This window comes from Nonomuraea sp. NPDC059194 (assembly GCF_042754765.1).
GTDB lineage: Bacteria > Actinomycetota > Actinomycetes > Streptosporangiales > Streptosporangiaceae > Nonomuraea.
Genome location: NZ_JBHZBH010000076.1, coordinates 1 through 18,189, shown reverse-complemented (window position 1 = coordinate 18,189; position 18,189 = coordinate 1). Strand labels below are relative to the sequence as shown.

At 67.1% G+C, this 18,189-nt stretch carries 18 protein-coding genes, 1 pseudogene and 1 riboswitch; of the genes and pseudogenes, 10 read left to right on the top strand and 9 right to left on the bottom strand.

All coding sequences use genetic code 11. From position 1 onward, the window contains the following. The 3 genes and pseudogenes from ACFXJ8_RS42905 to ACFXJ8_RS42895 all read left to right on the top strand — a co-directional run. Positions 1-441: pseudogene (locus ACFXJ8_RS42905) on the top strand (hypothetical protein); the annotation flags it as partial. After that, positions 438-2,456: a UvrD-helicase domain-containing protein gene (locus ACFXJ8_RS42900; protein ID WP_379651171.1), complete on the top strand. Its 2,019-nt coding sequence runs from the start codon at positions 438-440 to the stop codon at positions 2,454-2,456. The pseudogene ACFXJ8_RS42905 and the gene ACFXJ8_RS42900, both read left to right, overlap by 4 nt. A 965-nt stretch (positions 2,457-3,421) precedes the next feature. Further along, positions 3,422-4,018, top strand: a complete 597-nt coding sequence (locus ACFXJ8_RS42895) for a hypothetical protein (RefSeq protein WP_379651169.1) — start codon at positions 3,422-3,424, stop codon at positions 4,016-4,018. A 6-nt stretch (positions 4,019-4,024) separates the two neighbouring features. Here ACFXJ8_RS42895 and ACFXJ8_RS42890 read toward each other — a convergent pair whose 3' ends face one another. After that, complete coding sequence (locus ACFXJ8_RS42890) at positions 4,025-4,729, bottom strand: class I SAM-dependent methyltransferase (protein ID WP_379651167.1); 705 nt, start codon at positions 4,727-4,729, stop codon at positions 4,025-4,027. 244 nt (positions 4,730-4,973) lie between these two features. On the opposite strand from ACFXJ8_RS42890, the gene ACFXJ8_RS42885 reads away from it, so the two are divergent. Beyond that, positions 4,974-5,420 carry a GNAT family N-acetyltransferase gene (locus ACFXJ8_RS42885; protein ID WP_379651165.1) on the top strand — a complete coding sequence of 149 codons (447 nt, stop codon included), beginning with the start codon at positions 4,974-4,976 and terminating at the stop codon, positions 5,418-5,420. 23 nt (positions 5,421-5,443) lie between these two features. Here the strand turns inward: ACFXJ8_RS42885 and ACFXJ8_RS42880 are convergent, their stop codons facing one another. The 4 genes from ACFXJ8_RS42880 to ACFXJ8_RS42865 all read right to left on the bottom strand — a co-directional run bounded on the left by ACFXJ8_RS42880 (position 5,444) and on the right by ACFXJ8_RS42865 (position 8,944). Beyond that, positions 5,444-6,694, bottom strand: a complete 1,251-nt coding sequence (locus ACFXJ8_RS42880) for an RNA polymerase sigma factor (RefSeq protein ID WP_379651163.1) — start codon at positions 6,692-6,694, stop codon at positions 5,444-5,446. A 98-nt stretch (positions 6,695-6,792) separates the two neighbouring features. Beyond that, the gene (locus ACFXJ8_RS42875; protein WP_379651161.1) at positions 6,793-7,122 is read right to left on the bottom strand and encodes a YciI family protein; all 330 of its coding nucleotides are present in this window, start codon (positions 7,120-7,122) and stop codon (positions 6,793-6,795) included. A 68-nt stretch (positions 7,123-7,190) separates the two neighbouring features. Then, positions 7,191-8,255: a sensor histidine kinase gene (locus ACFXJ8_RS42870; RefSeq protein ID WP_379651159.1), complete on the bottom strand. Its 1,065-nt coding sequence runs from the start codon at positions 8,253-8,255 to the stop codon at positions 7,191-7,193. Beyond that, on the bottom strand, positions 8,252-8,944 hold the full coding sequence (locus ACFXJ8_RS42865; protein ID WP_379651158.1) for a response regulator transcription factor: 693 nt from the start codon (positions 8,942-8,944) through the stop codon (positions 8,252-8,254). The genes ACFXJ8_RS42870 and ACFXJ8_RS42865 overlap by 4 nt, the downstream gene beginning before the upstream one ends. 59 nt (positions 8,945-9,003) lie before the next feature. On the opposite strand from ACFXJ8_RS42865, the gene ACFXJ8_RS42860 reads away from it, so the two are divergent. The 3 genes from ACFXJ8_RS42860 to ACFXJ8_RS42850 are packed head-to-tail and all read left to right on the top strand — an operon-like array spanning position 9,004 to position 10,045. Beyond that, on the top strand, positions 9,004-9,171 hold the full coding sequence (locus tag ACFXJ8_RS42860; RefSeq protein ID WP_379651156.1) for a hypothetical protein: 168 nt from the start codon (positions 9,004-9,006) through the stop codon (positions 9,169-9,171). A gap of 55 nt (positions 9,172-9,226) precedes the next feature. After that, positions 9,227-9,397, top strand: a complete 171-nt coding sequence (locus tag ACFXJ8_RS42855; protein WP_379651154.1) for a DUF6412 domain-containing protein — start codon at positions 9,227-9,229, stop codon at positions 9,395-9,397. A gap of 33 nt (positions 9,398-9,430) precedes the next feature. Next, positions 9,431-10,045 carry a YidC/Oxa1 family membrane protein insertase gene (locus ACFXJ8_RS42850; protein WP_379651153.1) on the top strand — a complete coding sequence of 205 codons (615 nt, stop codon included), beginning with the start codon at positions 9,431-9,433 and terminating at the stop codon, positions 10,043-10,045. On the opposite strand, the gene ACFXJ8_RS42845 is transcribed toward ACFXJ8_RS42850, so the two are convergent. Together ACFXJ8_RS42845 and ACFXJ8_RS42840 are read right to left on the bottom strand one after the other, a co-directional pair. Beyond that, on the bottom strand, positions 10,015-10,443 hold the full coding sequence (locus ACFXJ8_RS42845; protein WP_379651151.1) for an ATP-binding protein: 429 nt from the start codon (positions 10,441-10,443) through the stop codon (positions 10,015-10,017). The two genes, ACFXJ8_RS42850 and ACFXJ8_RS42845, sit on opposite strands and share 31 nt — an antisense overlap. A 141-nt stretch (positions 10,444-10,584) precedes the next feature. Next, positions 10,585-12,423 (bottom strand): PAS domain S-box protein, encoded by a 1,839-nt coding sequence (locus tag ACFXJ8_RS42840; protein ID WP_379651149.1) that lies wholly within the window; start codon positions 12,421-12,423, stop codon positions 10,585-10,587. Positions 12,424-12,485: 62 nt separating this feature from the next. On the opposite strand from ACFXJ8_RS42840, the gene ACFXJ8_RS42835 reads away from it, so the two are divergent. Continuing rightward, positions 12,486-13,028, top strand: a complete 543-nt coding sequence (locus tag ACFXJ8_RS42835; protein ID WP_379651147.1) for a methylated-DNA--[protein]-cysteine S-methyltransferase — start codon at positions 12,486-12,488, stop codon at positions 13,026-13,028. Here the strand turns inward: ACFXJ8_RS42835 and ACFXJ8_RS42830 are convergent. Next, positions 13,025-14,365 carry a purine-cytosine permease family protein gene (locus ACFXJ8_RS42830; RefSeq protein ID WP_379651145.1) on the bottom strand — a complete coding sequence of 447 codons (1,341 nt, stop codon included), beginning with the start codon at positions 14,363-14,365 and terminating at the stop codon, positions 13,025-13,027. The two genes, ACFXJ8_RS42835 and ACFXJ8_RS42830, sit on opposite strands and share 4 nt — an antisense overlap. Continuing rightward, positions 14,355-14,465: riboswitch (TPP riboswitch) on the bottom strand. Its footprint overlaps the gene before it by 11 nt. 438 nt (positions 14,466-14,903) lie before the next feature. On the opposite strand from ACFXJ8_RS42830, the gene ACFXJ8_RS42825 reads away from it, so the two are divergent. Further along, complete coding sequence (locus ACFXJ8_RS42825; RefSeq protein ID WP_379651143.1) at positions 14,904-15,941, top strand: right-handed parallel beta-helix repeat-containing protein; 1,038 nt, start codon at positions 14,904-14,906, stop codon at positions 15,939-15,941. A 692-nt stretch (positions 15,942-16,633) separates the two neighbouring features. Here the strand turns inward: ACFXJ8_RS42825 and ACFXJ8_RS42820 are convergent. Then, on the bottom strand, positions 16,634-16,975 hold the full coding sequence (locus ACFXJ8_RS42820) for a DUF6247 family protein (protein ID WP_379651141.1): 342 nt from the start codon (positions 16,973-16,975) through the stop codon (positions 16,634-16,636). 661 nt (positions 16,976-17,636) lie between these two features. Here ACFXJ8_RS42820 and ACFXJ8_RS42815 point away from each other — a divergent pair. After that, entirely contained in the window at positions 17,637-18,113 is a 477-nt protein-coding gene (locus tag ACFXJ8_RS42815) for a hypothetical protein (protein WP_379651139.1), read from the top strand. Positions 18,114-18,189: the final 76 nt, after the last annotated feature.

Sequence of the window (18,189 nt, the reverse complement as noted above, 5' to 3'; positions counted from 1 at the left end):
GCGACACCAAGCCCGAGCCCGCTGGTTCCACCGGCGCGCCCGCCTCACTACCGCATACGCCCAGCTCAACTAACGAATGGCGGCTGCCGTACTAGTACGGAGTGGCAGGGCGAGATCGAGAGCACTACTGGCCGCACTCTGGAGGAGTCCTTTGCTCTCCAGAATCTCCAGTGGACACAGGAGGACAACCAGGCGGATCTCGGACTGCGTGTGGTCAAGCGTCGCGAGGCATCACCCGAAATCAGCGAAATGCAGGAGCGGATTTTCCGCCGAGTACGCAGCTTCGACAAGACCCGATTCGCTTTGAATCTGATGACCGCCGATATGGATGCCTGGGTGGCGCCGACCTACATTGCTGAAGGGCTCCGGTGGCTGTCGTCGCAGTTGGGTGCCGAAGTGATCGAGGCGGTCCCCAACCTTAGGGCGGGCACTGACGCATGACCTCCCGGATCGCCTCGCCGGACACCTCTGCCGACCGGGAACTGCGTGCGTTGCTCGACCAGAGGCCGCTTCAGTGCTTCCGAGTTATCGCTGGCGCAGGCTCCGGTAAGACCACCACCCTGGTCAAGGCCCTGGCTCACGTCGCCACCTCGCACGGCAAGACCCTACGTGCCAGATCGCAGAAGATCGCCTGCATCACCTATACCGACATCGCGGCCGAAGAGATCCGCTCCGACGTAAAGCAAGGCTCTATCTTTCACGTCTCGACCATCCACACTTTCCTCTGGACTCTGATCAATCCGTTCCAGCACGACATAGGTTTGTGGGTCACTGAACGGATCCAAGAAAGACTGGAAGAGGAAATTGAGGCCGAGCAGGGCTTCAGCAACCGCGTCGGCGCCAAGCGACGCCAGGAGACGAGAAAACGCATCGAGCGTTACGAGCGGCAGGCCAAAGAGGTCGTATCTATCCGTCGCTTCACATACGGTACAGGCAGCAACTATGGCAAGGGAATAGTCGGGCACGATGATGTCATAAAGCTGGCGACTGCGATGTTGGTACGCCGCCCCCTCTTGGCCCAGTTGACCGTCGCCGAGTACCCCTACATCTTCGTCGATGAGAGCCAGGACACCTTCCCTGCCGTTGTGGACGCCCTCAGGGGACTCGCACTCCAACACAAGGGCAAGCTTTGCCTTGGGTTCTTCGGTGATCCCATGCAGCGGATCTACGCAACGGGCGTCGGTTCGATCGGCCTCGATGCAGGCTGGAAGGACATCAAAAAGCCTGAGAACTTTCGCTCGCCCTTGCAGATTCTGACGGCGATCAACGCGATTCGCTCAGGTGGTGACAACCTGGTGCAGAAATCGGGACTGCCCATCGAGAAGCAGCGCGAGGGCGATGTCACCGTCATCGTCGCCCCCCGTACCCAGGACAGCCTGATAACCCTGCACAGGGTTCGGCGTTGGCTGGCCGACCGACACTGCTCTGACGCCTGGCTGAACGATGACGCTCAGTCGGCGCTTAAGGTGCTCGTGATCACTCACCGTATGGCTGCCCGGCGACTCGGTTTCGAGACTCTCTATGCCTGCTTCCATGACGGTGCCTCAGCCAGCCTGAGTCAAGCTTTCGACGAGGGCACGGCCTGGCCGCTAACGCCGTTCCGCACGGCAATCCTTGCCATGGCAGCCACCTCGGCGAGCTCCTCCGACGCCATGACACTGCTCCGCATCCACTCCCCCCGTATCCAGAACATCCATGCCAGCGACGATCTCACCACCGTCCTCAGCTCGCTCAAGCATGGCCTCACCGAACTTGCAGGCGTCGTAGCAAACGGGGGCCCGGACTCAGTCGGGGAAGCCCTGCGGATCGTCTCCAGCTACGGCCTCGTCGAACTGGACGAGCGATGGATTGATCATCTGGCCACCAGCGGCGACAGTGACATATCCCCTGTCGCCGACGGCGACAGGCAGGTGCTTGGTGCCTTCATGACTTGCGACATCCACGAGTTGCACGGTTACTTCAACTACGTGGGCCGCGAGTCGCCGTACTCCACACAGCAAGGGGTGAAAGGTGCTGAGTTTCCCAATGTCCTGGTCGTCCTGGACGACGCGGAAGGCACCCACGCTCACTTCTCCTACGACAAGCTGTTCGGTCTGCGAAAACTCTCTAAAGCCGACGAAACCGCGCGCCAAGAAGGTCGCGACAGCGTCCTGGAGAGGACACGCCGGCTACTTTACGTCTGTTGCTCCCGTGCTACTGAATCGCTCACCGTTCTGCTGTACACGGACGACGTTCCTGATGCACTGGATGCCCTACGACGATCCTCACTCGGTGCCACTGGTCTAGTCATTGACCTCGCCGAAATCGAAATAAGACACCCAGGCAGACCCGACCCCCAACAACTCCGGCCTCTCGGCAACGCTGGACAAGCGAGCGATCGCCAGCCTGCGCCTGACACCAAGCCTCAAATGACCGAGCAGACTCAGCCGGCTGGAGATGCTGAGGGTTCCCCGTAGCGTGGGGTCGATGGTCCCCCGATTTGTTGCCCGCCTACGCGCTGCTGTTCGGCCGCCGGACTCTGGCCGCGGACGCCTCCGGCGGGGGGCTCCGGCTCCGGCTCCGGCTCCGGCTCCGGGATGATGCCGTGCCCACTCGTCTGGCTCCGGTAGTTGAGGTGGAAGCCTGATCACCCCGCCGGTCATCGCCCCGGGACGAGCCGAGCAGACCAGGGATGATCAGGAGGCGGGGCGAAGATCATCACGGGTTCCAGTTTGGGTTGCAGTTCCGCCCCGTATCAGCCGGTTCCAGGCGGTTCACCATGTTGCATTGGTCCACGTTGAACGTCCTGGAACGCTCAGGCTCCGAACTGCTACTGCGGTTTGGTGGCAACACCATCCGGGTTCAAATCCCCGATCCTCCGCAGATCGAAGACCCTCACTCGAAATCGGGTGAGGGCCTTTCTGCTTGGCATTATCCCCATGGGCCGAGTCCAGGAGCTCACTCGCGTCCCGTCCTACATCCGCAGAGTGGCGACGTGTATGCATCGCTCGGGGGTGGTCGCCCTGGTGTGACTCCAATCTAGTGATCACATACGGATGGGGATGTGCTGATCAAGTGCGTCGCAGCAGATATCGAAGCCGCTGTGCCGAGGGCACTCGATCTCAGCAACTCGCGGGCAGTAGTAGACGTCCGGGCAGCCGCAGTCAAAGAACTCGGGCAAGGAGTCGGGAAGGCGGCTCACGACCATGAGCATGTATCTAGGACGCCATGGTACGCAAGCGAAGACGGCCCACACGTCTTCGACGTGGGGACGCGGCCCGGCTTGTTGATGTCGCCTGATTTGTGCAGCCGCTCCAACTTCCGAACCTCTGCCTCGCTTGCGCCCTTTCGGTCACGGTGGTCGGGGAACCGTTCGACTGGCATGGCTGGGTGACCGAAGTAGGTCGATCATGTTGCGACTGATCCCTTACACTCGTCGCGCATGCGACTGAAGACGATCTTCGCGCTGTTCGCTGTCTACGTCGTCACGGCGGCGCCCGAGTTCCTGCCCGGGGAGTGGCGGGTCATCGTGCAGCCCGCGACGGATGACGCGGTCGAGGTCTACTACCAACCCGTGTCGCCCGTGATGCTCCGGTCATACGAGGGCATCGGACCCTTTCATCGTGCTGAGGAAGTCGCTCAGCAACGGGCCAAGGACCATCCGCATGATCTTGCGCCGCCGTACATCCTGCACGAGCCGTACCGGCTCGTCGTGCCCTATGTCACCGCCCGAGGGCGCGAGCTGGCCACCCCGCCGATCTCAGGAGTGAACCGGTCGGACGGGAAACCGTACACGATCGTGCCCCAGGTCCGGCCCGTGGAGAACAGCCAGGCCGAACTGACCGCGTTGATGGAAAAGGAACGCGGGCCGATCGACGAACCTGAAGTATTCGCCATGGGAATCAAACCGGAGCTCAACCGGATCGTCCTGCAGACCAATGCCTTCGACCAGGACCTGCGCCGCAGGCTGGCCAAGCAATACGGCGGGCTCGTCACCATCGAATGGGATCCTTTCGGCCAACCACCTCAGCTCGATTGAGGAGCCTCAGGCGAGTCGCCAGGCGAGGAATCCCTCAGGGGCGACAGCCTGGACGAAACCCGCCCCGAGGAGTTCCTCTTCGATCGTCTTCCGCACAGGACGGTAGGCGTGGCCGACGATCTCCTCCTCGCTGACCACCTTGTCGCCTTGGGTGATCCGGTAGAGGTAGCGGGCCTCGCACGCCTCCTCGCTCGATTCGAGAATCTCCGACAGGACCGTGTAGGTATGACGGCCTACCTGACGCGAGCCGGACTCCTGGAGAGGATGCGGCGCCGGCGCACCGCCATCGCGCCAGGTGAAGATCAGGAGGCCGCCAGGTTCGAGCTGCCCGGCCAGCACCGGCCAGAGCCGCTTGCGGTAGTCCGGCTCCAGGGCGTACATCACGTTGATCATCACCATGGCCTCGACCGGCGCATCCAGATCAACGCTCAGCGCGTCACAGGGAAGCACGGTCACTCGCTTCAGTAGCTCCGGGCGCCCGCTCAGCCGGGACACCAACACCCCTCGCATACCGGTCGAGGGCTCCAGCGCGAAGATCTCGGCCGGTGTCCATTCGGCCAGGGATGTGGTGATCAGGCCGGTTCCTGCACCGATCTCCAGGATGCTCCGCCGTACCCCGGCGAGAAGCGAGGGAAGTTTCTCACGGACCGCCGGCCCGTGGCCGTCTTCATGGAGGAGGTCGTAGAAGGGGAGGGAGATGAAGTCGGCCATGGCGGGCCACGCTATCCCACGGACAGGAATCCGGTGCTGTCCAGCGTCCCGGCGTCGTGCCCGATCGCCTACGGCATGCGCGGGCCGCGGCGCGATGCCGGATTCCAGGTACGGCTGATCACGACGCCCCACTCCTTGGGTGTGCGCTTGGGCGGCGACACCGCCCGGGAACGACCGGTCCGCTCGATCGGGCCGGGAACAATCACGTGTCGCCGATCTGAACGAGCTGGCATACTCCGCCGACGTGACGAGAGATCACCGCTCCGGCTTCACGCTGACCACAGGCGAACGCGACCCCGAGCTGAACAGACAGCTGGACGAGGGACTGACCGCCTTCAACGCCGCCGCCACAGGCGTGGCTGAGCAGGGCACGCTCTCGGTCAAGGTCACTGATGACGGCGGTGAGCTGGTCGGCGGGCTGGCGGCGTGGACCTGGGGCGGTCTGTGCGGCATCGAGATGCTGTGGGTTCGCGAAGACAGCCGCAGGGACGGATGGGGCAGCCAGATCCTGCAGGCGGCCGAAGCGGAGGCGAGGCGACGCGGCTGTGATCGGGTCGTGGTGTCATCTTTCACCTTCCAGGCTCCTGCCTTCTACCAGCGCCATGGCTATGTCGAGTCCGGCCGGACGCTGGGCATCCCCGGAGGGCATGAGGACGTGCACCTGTTCAAGTCGCTGATCCCACCTGGGTGAGGTCGTCCGGACAGGAAGCGTGGTCAGGGGCGAAGTCGCTCGTCCCCGACCAGCAGCTCGTTGGCGCGGTCGAGCAGGGCGTGGCGCTCGGGTTCGGAGTGGGCGACGGTGGCGGCCTGGCGGAACAGGGCGGCGGCTCGTTCCCTGTCGCCGAGTCGGGCGGTGAGGTCGGCCTCCACGGCGACGGCGAGCGGGTAGTCGTCCAACGCGCCCCCGGCCCTGGCCCTGGCGAGCAGGTCCAGCCCGGCCGTCGACCCGTGGGCGTAGCCGTGCGCCACGGCGCGGTTCAGCTCGATCACCGGCGACGGCTGGACCTGGGCGAGCCGGTCGTACCACGTGGCGATCGCCGGCCAGTCGGGGGAGGCTGCGGTGGCGTGGCAGGCGGCGATCCTGGCCTGCAGCGCGCAGGGGGCGTCCGGGGAGGTCCCGGTCAGGATCCGCAGGGCTTCGGCGATCGCGGCGTGGTCCCATCGGCTCCGGTCCTGTTTGTCCAGGGTGAGCAGGTTGCCGTGGCGGTCGCGGCGGGCCTCCCGCCGGGAGTGCTGGAACAGGAACAACGCCAGCAGCGCCGACACCTCGCTCTCACCGGGCATGAGCTGCCGGAGGAGCCGGGCCAGGCGGATCGCCTCATCGGCGAACGCGGGCCGAGCGTCGGCGTTGTAGCCGTGGGTGAACAGCAGGTACAGCACCGCCAGGACGCCGGGCAGCCGCTCGGTGAGCGCCGGTCCTGTGGGCACGCGGTACGGGATGCCGGCGTCGGAGATCTTCGTTTTGGCCCGGGTCAGGCGCCGGGTCATGGCCGACTCGCTGACCAGGAAGGCCCGCGCGATGTCGGCGGTGGGCACTCCGCAGATCGTCCGGAGCGTCAGTGCGACGCGCGACTCCAGGGCGAGTGCGGGATGGCAGCAGGTGAAGATGAGCCGCAGCCGGTCGTCCACGACCTCCTCCGCCGGAACGCCGGGGGCAGGGTCGGGTTCGGCGAGGGTGAGCACCGCCAGCTCGGCCAGCTTGCGGCGTTCGACGGACGCGCGGCGCAGCACGTCGATCGCGCGGTTGCGGGCCACCGTCATCAGCCAGCCGCCCGGGTTGTCCGGCACGCCCTCCTGGGGCCACCGTTGCAGGGCGAGCGCCAGCGCCTCCTGGGCGCAGTCTTCGGCCAGCGTCCAGTCGCCGGTGACGCGGATGAGCGTGGCGACGATCCGCGCGTACGCATCCGCGCTCGCGGCCGCGACGGCATCGGCCGCCGTGGCCGCAGCCGCAGGCACATCGGTCACGCGGTCAACCATCCAGGCCGACCAGCGGACGAAGGTACGTCGCTCACGCCGTCAAGCCGTCCAGCAGACCAGCAGGCCAGCGCGTGCAAAGGCATCACTCACAGGTCGACCAGCGGGCGTAGCTCCAGCCGTCCCGACCGGGCCATCGGGTGGGCGCGTGCCACCTCGATCGCCTCGTCCAGGTCGGCGCACTCCAGCAGGTCGTAGCCCACGATCACCTCCTTGGTCTCCGTGAACGGACCGTCGGAGACCAGCAGTTGCCCGTCGCGCACCCGGACCGTCGTGGCCGCGGAGGTCGGCGCCAGGACGCTGCCCTCCAGGCGACGGCCACGCGCGTCGTTCTCCGCCACCCACACGTCGATGTCGGGCCCGGCGCTCTGGTCGGTGTCGGGCTCGGTGTCGGTGCACACGAACATCATGTACTTCATCTTCGCTCCTCGGTGTCGTGACCTCACCCTGGTGACGAACGGGCGGCCCGATTCCGGACACACACCACCTAAAGAGGAAGGCGGATGTCGAAGCGGCAGCCCGCCCCTTCGTTGGCCACGCTGATGCGGCCGTCATGGGCGCTGACCAGCCCTTGGGTGATCGCCAGTCCGAGGCCCGCGCCGCCTTCCCTGGTCGGGGTGCGCGCCTTCTCCCCCATGAACGCCACCTCGAAGACCCGCTTCAGATCCTCCTCCGGGATCCCGCCGCAGGCGTCCGTGACGGAGAGCGAGGCCTCACCATCCTGTACGGCGGCGCGGATCACCACCTCGCCCCCGGGCGGCGTGTGCCTGACCGCGTTCACGACCAGGTTGCGCAGTGCCCGTCCCATCGCGCCCGCGTCGGCGGTCACCGGGACGATCTCGCAGTTCGCCCGCACCTTCACCCCTTTGGCGATCGCGAGCGCCTCCACCCCGGCCATCGTGTCCGCCACCAGGTCGCCGAGCCCGAACCTGGTGGGGTTCAGCCGGAGTGCCCCCGCGTGGATGCGTGACAGCTCGAACAGGTCGTTCACCATCGCCGAGAGCCGCTCGACCTCCACCCTGATCTGGGTGGGGTACCTGCGCGTGTCGCCGACGCCGTCCTCCAGTGCCTCGGCCATGGCCCGCATGCCGGCCAGCGGTGTGCGGAGATCGTGGCTGACCCACGCGACCAGCTCCCTGCGGGCCCCTTCGAGCGCCCGCTCCCTGGCGTACGACTCCTCCAGCGCCTGGGCGATGTCGCGCAGTTCGGCGGGCAGACCGGCGGGCGCGACGAAGGACGGCTCCCGCACCGCGGCGGCCAGCCGACGGCTGGCCGCCACCACCTGCCGGGCGAGGACGAACGCCACGCCGAGGCCCACCAGCCCGCCGACGGCCACGACGCTCAGCACGAGGTCTCTGGCGGGCACGTCGATGAGCATCCTGAGCGTGATCGCGGTGACGCCCGCGACGGTGGCCAGGACCGCGACCACGGCGACGACCGCCAGCATGACGCCGATGGATCGGGTGCGCAGCCGCCACATCACCGCGAGACCGGCGCCCGCCACGAGCAGGCCGAGCCCGGCCGTGACTGCCACGATCTCCAGAAAAGTCATGACAGGGGCTCGTATCTGTAGCCGACGCCCCAGACGGTGACGATCCTTCGCGGGGCGGTCGGATCGGGTTCGACCTTCTCCCGCAGTCTCCTCACGTGGACGGTCACCGTCGAGGAGTCGCCGAACGACCACCCCCACACCTGGTCGAGCAGCGCCGCCCTGCTGAAGGCCTGGCGGGGGTTGCGCATCAGGTAGGCCAGCAGGTCGAACTCCCGCGAGGTGAGCATGACCAGCTCGCCGTCCCGCCGTACCTCATGAGCCCCCACGTCCACCACCAGGTCGCCGTCGCGCAGCACGCCCGTGCCGCCGGTGACGGCGGCGGCGCCGCGGGCCCTGCGCAGCACCGACTGCACCCGCAGCGCCAGCTCGCGCGGGCTGAACGGCTTGGTCACGTAGTCGTCGGCGCCGGTCTCCAGGCCGACCACGCGGTCGATCTCCTCGCCGAGCGCGGTCAGCATGATCACGGGGACCGGCCAGCGCTCCCTGAGCTTCCTGCACACGTGCAGGCCGTCGACCTTGGGCAGCATGAGGTCGAGCACCATCAGGTCGGGCGGGTCGGCCAGCGCGCGCCGCAGCGCCTCCGCGCCGTCGCCCACGCATTCGACGTGGTGGCCGTCGCGTTCGAGGTAGCGCGCCACGACCTCGGCGACGGTCGGGTCGTCGTCGACCACGAGGATGCGAGTGCTCACACCGTCACGGTACGGCCAATTTCCGCGCGGAGACATCGCCTACGTCGTACGGTAGGCATATGGGTCGAATGGTCATGCTCGTCGCCGGCGTGCTGCTGGCGCTGTGGGTTCTGTTTGCCTTCATCCTGCCCATGGTCATGGGCCTGCTGAAGCTCGCGCTGATCATCGGTGTGATCGCCGTCGTGGTCTTCGTCGTCGTCGCCCTGGTGGGCAGGACGGCCCGATAGGTAGGTGTTCCAGCTCGCGCTGATGGATCCAGCCGGTCTCGTTCTGATCACCGGCTTGATCCTGCTCCTCCTGGCGGCCTTGGCCGGAAGCGTGCACCTGGCCCTGCGGGCCGGCGCGCCGGCCTTCCCCATGGCCTACGCCAGGCGGACGGCGTTCCTGCGCCAGCGCGACCCCGACGCGGCGGGAAGACCGCGCCCGAGAGCTCCGTCATCGCACTCCTCGTAACCGAAAGAGACCACTTTTCTCCGAGGAGTTGTGATGATCGATTCTTTTGTCATGTTCATCACCGGGTTCGGCGGTAACACCGCGCTGGTGATCGTCCTGTTCACGCTGGCCGTACGGCTGCTGCTGCTTCCGCTCAGCATCCGTCAGGCCAAAGCCGCCAAGGTGCGGCTGCGACTGGCCCCCGAGCTGAAGAAGCTGCAGGAGCGGCATGCCCGTAACCCCGAGCGGCTCAGCAAGGAGGTCAACGCGCTCTACGCGAAGGAGGGCACGTCGATGTTCGCGGGCTTCGGGCCCGGCCTCGCGCAGCTGCCGTTCCTGTGGCTGATGTACCAGGTCGCCACCCACCCGCTGATCGGCACCGACGTGCTCGGCCAGCACCTGGCGGCGGTGGTCGCGCAGTACGGCCTCATCAGCGCTCCCGCGCTGGCCTTCGTGGGCATCATCGTGGCGATCGCGCTGATCGCTTGGTACACCTCGCGCAGGATGGAGGCGGGGCAGTTCAGGATTCTGAAGCTGCTGCCGTTCGGCACGGTGGTCGCCGCCGTCTTCTTCCCGCTGGCCACGGGCGTCTACCTGCTCGTCTCGTCGGCCTGGACGGCGGCCGAGCGGCGACTGCTCTACCCGGCCTCCTTGAACGCCGCGACCTGACCGTTGACGATGTGCGGGGCGGGGAGCACGGCCCACACCGTGGTCGTGTCCCCGTCGTGCCGCACGCCCCAGCTCTCCGCGACGTACTCCACGATCCCGAGCCCGCGCCCGCCGAGCGACGACAGGGTCGGACGGCCCGCGCGCGGCTCAGTGGCCGCGCCTCCGTCACTCACCGCCACCTCGACATGGTCGTCGCTCCACAGCCACGCCACCTTGACCATGCCGGAGGTCAGGGGACGCGCGTGCCGTAGCGCGTTGCTCAGCAGCTCGCTCACCACCAGGACCGCGTCATCGATCGCGGCGGTGTAGACCCCCCACTCCTGCAGGTCAGTGCAGAGACGCTGGCGTGCGACGGCGACGCTGGACAGTGCGTACGGCAACATCACGACGCTCGACACACCCACCTCCCCGCTCCCAGATCCCCCCAGAGGAACGCCCCCGGTACGACCGAAATGCCCCGTTACCCGGGGCTAGAAACCGTGTCTCGATCACAGCTTGTACACATTGGACGATAGATCAGCTCATCCGTGACCGGCTCGTTACCGCGCCGGTGTGTCGGGCGCGATAGTGAGAACTAACCTCATTCGCGTGCCTCCGGTGGGTCGTGGATGGGCCGTGACCTCGCCTCCTTGCGCCCTGGCGAGGCTGCGCACGATGTACAGGCCGAGGCCCACGCCGCCGAACCTGCGCCGGTCGCCGCTGTCGGCCTGGACGAACCTCTCGAAGATTCGGTCACGGTCGGCGGGGGCGATACCGACGCCTTCGTCGTCGACGACCACGACCACGTGCTCGCCCTCCACCCACGCCGCGACGCTGATCAGCCCTCCGTCGGGGGAGTACTTGAAGGCGTTCTCCAGGAGCTGGCCGAGCACGATGTCGGTGGCCAGCGCGTCGCCCCGCACGTCGGGCAGCCCCTCGGGGATGATCACCTCGACGCGGTGCGTGTCGGACAGCACGGGCAGCCCGAGCGTGGCCGCATGGACGCGCTCCGCGAGGCTGAAGGTCTCGATGCGGACCTTGAGCTCCTCGGCTCCGGCGCGGGCGCCGAGCAGCAGGTGGTCCATGAGCTGGCCCAGCGACCGGGCCCGCTCGGCGATGGTGTGGACGGCCGAGCGCCGCTCGGGATCGGTCAGCTTGTCCCATTGGGCGTCGAGCGTGCTGGCGAACCCCCGCACGATCGTGATCGGCGTGCGCAGCTCGTGGCTGGTCGTGGCCAGGAACAGGTCCTTGGCCTCCTCCAGCTCCTTGGCGGCGGTGATGTCGCGGAAGTCGATCACCAGCTCGCCGGTCTCCTCGATCTTCGCGCTGACGACGTCGAGCCATCGACCTGTCTCGAGCTGGAAGGTGAGCTTCCGGCCGGGCTCGGGCAGCGGGAACGGCGGCGGCCCGCCGATCACCTCGTCGGCCGTGACGCCGGTGAGCTCTCCGGCGGCGGGATTCCACTGGATCACCCGCCCCTGCCCGTCGAGCACCGCGATGCCGTCGGCGCTGGCGTCGACGACCGCGCGCTCGTGCGCCCGCTGGCGTACCGCCTCCTGGTAGGCCATCGCGTTGCCGACGGCGATGCCGGCGTGCCCCGCCAGCAGTTCCAGCAGCTCAAGCTCGACGTGCCCCGGTTTTCGTTTGGCGAACAGCGCGTAGAGGGCGCCGTAGGGATGCCCACCCACGGCGGCCAGGCCGAGCGCGATCGTGTGCAGCCCGGGTAACTCCGCCCACACCAGGTCGTCGAGGCCCGCCGACTCCAGCATCACGGTCTTGCCGGTGCGCATCAGCTTGCCCACCAGGCTGCTGCGCAGGTCGGCGGTGACGCTGCCGAGCGTCACGGGCAGCTGGTAGGCGCTGACCAGCCGCAGCCGCTCGTTCTCGATCAGCACGAAACCGCCCGCGTCGGCTCCGGTCAGCTCGGTGAGACTCTCCGCGATCCGGTCGAGTACGGCGGGCAGCTCCAGCTCGGCGTTGATGTCGGCGACGACGTCGGTGAGCCTGCGCACCAGCCTGGCCCTGCGCGCCACCCGGTCGCGCGCGGCGACGTCGTCCTCGACCAGGTGGTGGACGTGCACGAAACCGATGACGGAGCTGCCCTGCAGCAGCGCGCTGGTGTCGATCCGGACGTCGAGGAGCGTGCCGTCCCTGCGAAAACGCTTGGTGCGCAGCGAGACCTGACCGCCCGTGCGGACCCGTTCGAGCACCGCGTTGTGCTCAGCGGTCAGCTCGCCGGGAACGATCGGCGCGCGCCGACCGGCCAGCTCCTCGTAGCTCCACCCGAACAACCGCTCTGCCGCAGGGTTCCAGACCAGCACGGTCTGGTCCCTGTCGAGCACGACGACCGCGTTGGGGGCGCTGGAGAGTACGGCCGCGGTGATCTCCTCGTCACCCACCTTTCCATACTGCCGGTGGCGCGCACGCTCCGTGGCCTTATCCGTCCGATACGCTGCGGGCTATGTCGGCTGGCGAGCTCGATGCCCTGCTGAGGGTAACCTCACCCACCTACCGCCCCGAGCGACCGCCGGATGTCGCCATCGGCACCTACGACGGCGCGGTGGGCAGGCTGGTGCTCGCGATGACCGGCAAGGGCGTCGTCGCCTGCAGCTTCGACGACGAGCACGCGGTCTTCGAGCGGATCTCGCGGGTGATCGGGGGGCTCGTGGGCCCCGATCCGCGCCGCCTCGACCCGGTGCGGCGCGAGCTCGACGCCTACTTCTCCAGGCGCCTGCGCGCCTTCACCGTCCCCGTCGACCTGCAGCTGGCCACGCCGTTCGGGCGCGCCCTGCTGCAGATGACGATGGCCGTGCCGTACGGCACCGGCACCACCACCGGCGACCTGGCGGCCCGCATCGGACGGCCACAGGCGCTCCGCGCGGTCGGCAGCGCGATCAACGGCAACCCGGTGTGCGTGATCGTGCCCTGCCACCGGGTCGCCGATCGCGACGGGTATCCCGGCGGGCCCACCGCGCTCGAACGCCTGCTGCGGGTCGAGCGCTAGCGCCGCCGTACCCGGCCGATGACCAGGGTGAGCAGGCCCGCGACCACAAACGCGCCCAGGGCCGCGCTCATCCACGGCTGGCGGGTGAAGCCGAGCGCCGCGCGGGCGCCGTCCCAGATCTCCGCCCACCACGGGATCGTGGACGGCGCCGCCAGCAGCCACCACGCGCAGAAGCCGAGCGCCCACGGGATGGTCATGAGCCATCTTGAGGGGGCGTTCTCGCCGGTGTTCCAGGTCTTGGCGCTGCCGAGCAGGAAGTAGTCGACCACGAGCACGCCGAGCATCGGGACGAAGACGGCGCCGATGATGCTGAGGAAGGCGCTGTAGGAGTTGACGTCGACCAGGAGCGCCACGCCGACCGTCAGCACGCCGATCGCCACCGAGAACAGCCGCCGGTCGACGCGCGGCATGAGGTTCTGCAGCGACATGGCGACCGAGTAGACGTTCGCGAACGACTGGTCGGTCTCGCGCAGCACCAGGATGCCGAAGAACAGCGCGCCCAGCGGGGCTGCGACGAACGGGCCGAAGACCGCCGTCGGGTCGCCCAGCACGGCGTCGTGCCCGGCGATCGCGACCGCGTAGACGCCGATGGCCAGGCACGCGACCTGCGCGACCGTGTAGCCGCCGACCACGCCGGTGAAGGCGGCCGAGCTGCTGCGCGAGTGCCTGGCGAAGTCGGCGGCCAGCGGCACCCACGAGACCGACAGCGCGATCACGAAGTCGACGGCGGGGGCGAAGGCGTCCCACGAGCCGCCGGTCTGCGTGGGAGCGCTCTGCAGCAGCGTGACCGCGAACCAGACGGTCGAGATGATCACACCGACCGTGACGACCCGCCTGATCAGCCTGATCGCGCCGAGCGGGTAGATCGTCAGGCCCGTGGTGATCGCCCCCGCGACGACCACCCAGACGGCGTACGGCACGGCGTCACCGAAGATCGCCTGGGCGCCCACGGAGATGACCCACAGCTCGAACGCGCCCCATCCGAGCATCTGGATGATGTTGAGCACGGTCGGGACGTAGGACAGCTTGGCCCCGAACAGGCCTCTGAGCAGCACCATCGCGGGCTGGCCGGTCTGGGCGCCGGGGATGGCGGCCAGTCCGACCATGGCGGTGCCGATGAGACTGCCGACGATCGTCGCGGTGACCGCGGCGGTCATGGTCAGCGGGTTGTCGTCGAGGAGGGGGTTGATGAGGAAGAGGGCGAAGGAGAAGCCGAGAAGGCTGACCCCGAGGTTGGCCCAGAAGGCGCTCTGGTCGAGGACGCCCAATGTTTTCGGCGGGGCCTCGTCGAGGGTCAGAGGTACTTCGGCATGCTTCGGGTCGACGACATGCGTCATCACACGCTCCCTACGCCGGCATTACCCGGACAGGTTCATGCGGTCGGCAACGGCAGTTGCCCTCTCAGCCCGGTTGCCCCGAGCTCCCGCGGTTTGGACTTGTGGGTGCGGCCGGGATCTGCCCAGCTCGCGCCCCAATGATGCACCATTTGTCCGCGTTCAACCACCCCCGCGAAGGCGCCCCCTCCGAAGCGCGGCCGGGACGCCCGGCTCAGGACGACGGTGACGGGCTCGACGCGCGGACCTGAGCCACAAAACCCACCATTAACCACTAAAAGAATTAATCGCCCCTAATCCCTGGAAATCCCACAAAGCGCGACGGCCGCATCGCCCCGCTTAGTCGAAATGAGCAGGTTGGTAGCGATTGGGTCTTATTTTGGTTGAGTTCCTTTGTTGCCGGTGAGGCCCGTCGGCGCACGGGTAACAACGCAGCGATCAAGCACAGGAATGGATCGCTGTGCGGAACAGTTCGCGGGGGGACTAAGAAATGAAGAAGCGATTTCGGTCGCGGCTGACAGCTCTGGGGTGTGCTGTCGGCATGGCCGCAGGACTCGTGGCAGGGGCGCAGGGTACGGCGCATGCGGCGACCATCTTCGTGCCGTGTTTCGGGCCAAATGGCGGCGGGGCTGGACTGGTGAATGCCATCAACACTGCCAACCTCAATGCAGGCGCGGACACCATTGTCCTCTCGCCGCTGTGCCCGTACACCCTCAACAACGTCAACAACAACACCAATGGCCCGAACGGCCTGCCGGCGGTCAGCACCGAGATAACGATTACCGGCAACGGAGCCACGATTCAGCGTAACCCAGTCGGCACCCGTCCGAATTTCCGTGTCTTCCTCGTCAGCAGCGGCGGTGACCTCACGCTTACCGGCGTGACAGTACGCAACGGGCGTACGGCCTTCGGCGCCGGAATTCGCGTTGACGGAGGCGCCGCCTTGACGCTGAACAACAGCGTCATCCGCAACAACACCGCCAACGACCCCACCCCTGGAGGGCTAGCCTTCGGCGGCGGCATCTTCAATAACACCGGGTCGGTGACGATACGCAACAGCACCATCCGCGACAACACCGCAGTGGCCGAGATAGCCGCTGGCGCCGGCATCGCCAGCGGCGCGGGTTCTCTCACCCTGATCGACAGCACTGTACGCGGCAACGCCGCCACGGGTGGTGACGCCGCACAGGGCGGTGGAGTGTGGTCCATCTTCGGCAACACTCTGAACATCACCAGAGGCATCGTCACAGGAAACACGGTCGACGCTCCCGACGTTGCAGGCGCCGGGATCGTCGCCGCTGCGGGCGGAACAGCGCAGATCAACGGGGCCGTTGTGAGGGGCAACGTCGCGACCGCCTCCGGCGCCACCGGCCAGGCCCAAGGCGGCGGCATCTTCAACGGCGATCCGATGACGTTGCGCAACAGCGTCGTCACCGTCAACGTGGCCAGGGCCACCGGAGGTGGCACTGCCACCGGCGGCGGTGTCCTGAACGAGGGCGCGCTGACCCGGCAGTTCACCGCGATCGTGGCCAACGTCCCCGACAACTGCGTCAACAGCGGTTCCGGCACCGGTTGCTGACCTGAGCGCCCGGAAAGTCGTCGCTGGCCCACCCGGGAGACCGATTCACCCATGGCCCAGGCCAGGAACCCCACTGGCCTGGGCCGGCGAGCGAAACCCGACGGCTGGTCGTCGCGGGGACCTTCCCGGCCCCGGGAGGTTGTGGTGTGGCGGGTCGGCGAGAATGGGAGGCATGACCGTCTGAGCTTCCCCTCCTACACGGACGCCACCGACGAGGCCACATGCGAGGCACTGCGGATGCTCGGAGGTGCGCTGGACGGGCCACAGGATCGCGAGACACTCAAGAGCTGATACGGCGCTTCGCGTGCTTCCTGAGCCGTGCTCCGCACGGAAACCCGGCTCCCGCGTTGACTTGATCAATTGAGCTGGGCTTTCCCAGCTCGCGGCCCCCATGACGCACCATGCGCCCGCGTTCGGCCACCCTGGGGTGCTCAAGCTCCGATCAGAGCCACTGAACCCGCACGACGTACACCTCTCGTGTCCGTTCCATGACGAGGTACGTGATGAGGCCGCGTTCACCAAACGGCATGGTCAGCATGTTGGCATCGGGATTGCTCGGGTTCGATGAGCGGCCCGTCCACGGCGCCGTCTCCAGGAGGGTGAACAGTTCGGCGAGGTAGCCGAGTGCTTCATCTGGGAGCGCGTCGATCTGGTCTTGGGCGACGGGGTCGGGGTGGAAGGAGGGTATACACCTACAGCGCGACCCCGCGTTCGGTCAGCAGCTCACGCCAACTCTTGCCACCGCGTGGCAGATCCTCGCCACGAGCGGCAAGGGCTTGGGCATGCGCCACTCGCTCGTGCATCTGTTGACGCCCTGCCGGGTCCTGCGCCGAGTCGCACGCGATGAGCCACCACGTGTGAACGAAGTCGTTGAGCTTCGTCAGGTCGAGACTGGCGCGGACTTCCGCGAGTGCGATCCGCAGCCCTTCGTCGAACCCTTCGCGATCCTGAGGCGTGACCAGCGCGCCACGGATGGCCCGCAAGCTCTTGTCCGGTGCTGCCTGTGGCGTTGGCTCATGCGGTTGTGCCGTCATCGGGGCTCCCCCTCCGTCCGACTTACCAGCTCAGCGTACAGGCGACTGCTGTATTTCGTAGCTGTACGGCCCTGTCCGGCGTCATTCTGAGGACCCCGAAACCAGCTGACCTGCACGTTCATTACCGAACAAGCATTCGATGGCACTGTCCGGACAGGTTCATGCGGTCGGCAACGGCAGTTGCCCTCTCAGCCCGGTTGCCCCGAGCTCCCGCGGTTTGGACTCGCAGGTGCGGCCGGGATTGCCCAGCTCGCGCCCCAATGATGCACAATTTGTCCGCGTTCAACCACCCCCGCGAAGGCGCCCCCTCCGAAGCGCAGCCGGGACGCCTGGCACAGGACGACGGTGACGGGCTCGACGCGCGGACCTGAGCCACATAACCCACCATTAACCACTAAAAGAATTAATCGCCCCTAATCCCTGGAAATCCTCCAAAGCGCTACGACCGCATCGCCCCGCTTAGTCGAAATGAGCAGGTTGGTAGCGATTGGGTCTTATTTTGGTTGAGTTCCTTTGTTGCCGGTGAGGCCCGTCGGCGCACGGGTAACAACGCAGCGATCAAGCACAGGAATGGATCGCTGTGCGGAATAGGTCCACGGGGGGACTAAGAATGAAAAAGCGATTTCGGTCGCGGCTGACAGCTCTGGGGTGTGCTGTCGGCATGGCCGCGGGTCTCGTGGCAGGGGCGCAGGGTACGGCGCATGCGGCGACCATCTTCGTGCCGTGTTTCGGGCCAAATGGCGGCGAGGCTGGACTGGTGAATGCCATCAACACTGCCAACGGAAATGGGGTCGCGGACACCATTGTCCTCTCGCCGCTGTGCACGTACACCCTCAACAACGACAACAACGCCCCTGGCAGCCCGAGCGGCCTGCCGGCGGTCAGCACCAAGATAACGATTACCGGCAACGGGGCCACGATTCGGCGTGACCCCGACCCAGACACTCCGGATTTCCGTGTCCTCCTCGTCAGCAGCGGCGGTGACCTCACGCTTACCGGCGTGACAGTACGCAACGGGCGTACGGCCTTCGGCGCCGGAATTGCCGTTGCCGGAGGCGCTGCCTTGACGTTGAACAACAGCGTCATCCGCAACAACACCGCCAGCGACCCCGCCCAGGTGCTAGTACTACATAGCTAGATCGGGATGAGTTGAAGGCGCAGGCGCTGCCTAAAGTGGTGCCTGCGCGCTGCGGCCTGGTGGCTCCTGCGATGGA

What these genes read in the sequence shown, in the direction of transcription:
- ACFXJ8_RS42815 (WP_379651139.1), top strand. Translation starts at nt 17,637, where the DNA reads ATGGCCGCGGGTCTCGTGGCAGGGGCGCAGGGTACGGCGCATGCGGCG.
- ACFXJ8_RS42850 (WP_379651153.1), top strand. Translation starts at nt 9,431, where the DNA reads ATGATCGATTCTTTTGTCATGTTCATCACCGGGTTCGGCGGTAACACC.
- ACFXJ8_RS42835 (WP_379651147.1), top strand. Translation starts at nt 12,486, where the DNA reads ATGTCGGCTGGCGAGCTCGATGCCCTGCTGAGGGTAACCTCACCCACC.
- ACFXJ8_RS42825 (WP_379651143.1), top strand. Translation starts at nt 14,904, where the DNA reads ATGGCCGCAGGACTCGTGGCAGGGGCGCAGGGTACGGCGCATGCGGCG.
- ACFXJ8_RS42875 (WP_379651161.1), bottom strand. Translation starts at nt 7,122, where the DNA reads ATGAAGTACATGATGTTCGTGTGCACCGACACCGAGCCCGACACCGAC.
- ACFXJ8_RS42870 (WP_379651159.1), bottom strand. Translation starts at nt 8,255, where the DNA reads ATGACTTTTCTGGAGATCGTGGCAGTCACGGCCGGGCTCGGCCTGCTC.
- ACFXJ8_RS42860 (WP_379651156.1), top strand. Translation starts at nt 9,004, where the DNA reads ATGGGTCGAATGGTCATGCTCGTCGCCGGCGTGCTGCTGGCGCTGTGG.
- ACFXJ8_RS42820 (WP_379651141.1), bottom strand. Translation starts at nt 16,975, where the DNA reads ATGACGGCACAACCGCATGAGCCAACGCCACAGGCAGCACCGGACAAG.
- ACFXJ8_RS42900 (WP_379651171.1), top strand. Translation starts at nt 438, where the DNA reads ATGACCTCCCGGATCGCCTCGCCGGACACCTCTGCCGACCGGGAACTG.
- ACFXJ8_RS42895 (WP_379651169.1), top strand. Translation starts at nt 3,422, where the DNA reads ATGCGACTGAAGACGATCTTCGCGCTGTTCGCTGTCTACGTCGTCACG.
- ACFXJ8_RS42830 (WP_379651145.1), bottom strand. Translation starts at nt 14,365, where the DNA reads ATGACGCATGTCGTCGACCCGAAGCATGCCGAAGTACCTCTGACCCTC.
- ACFXJ8_RS42890 (WP_379651167.1), bottom strand. Translation starts at nt 4,729, where the DNA reads ATGGCCGACTTCATCTCCCTCCCCTTCTACGACCTCCTCCATGAAGAC.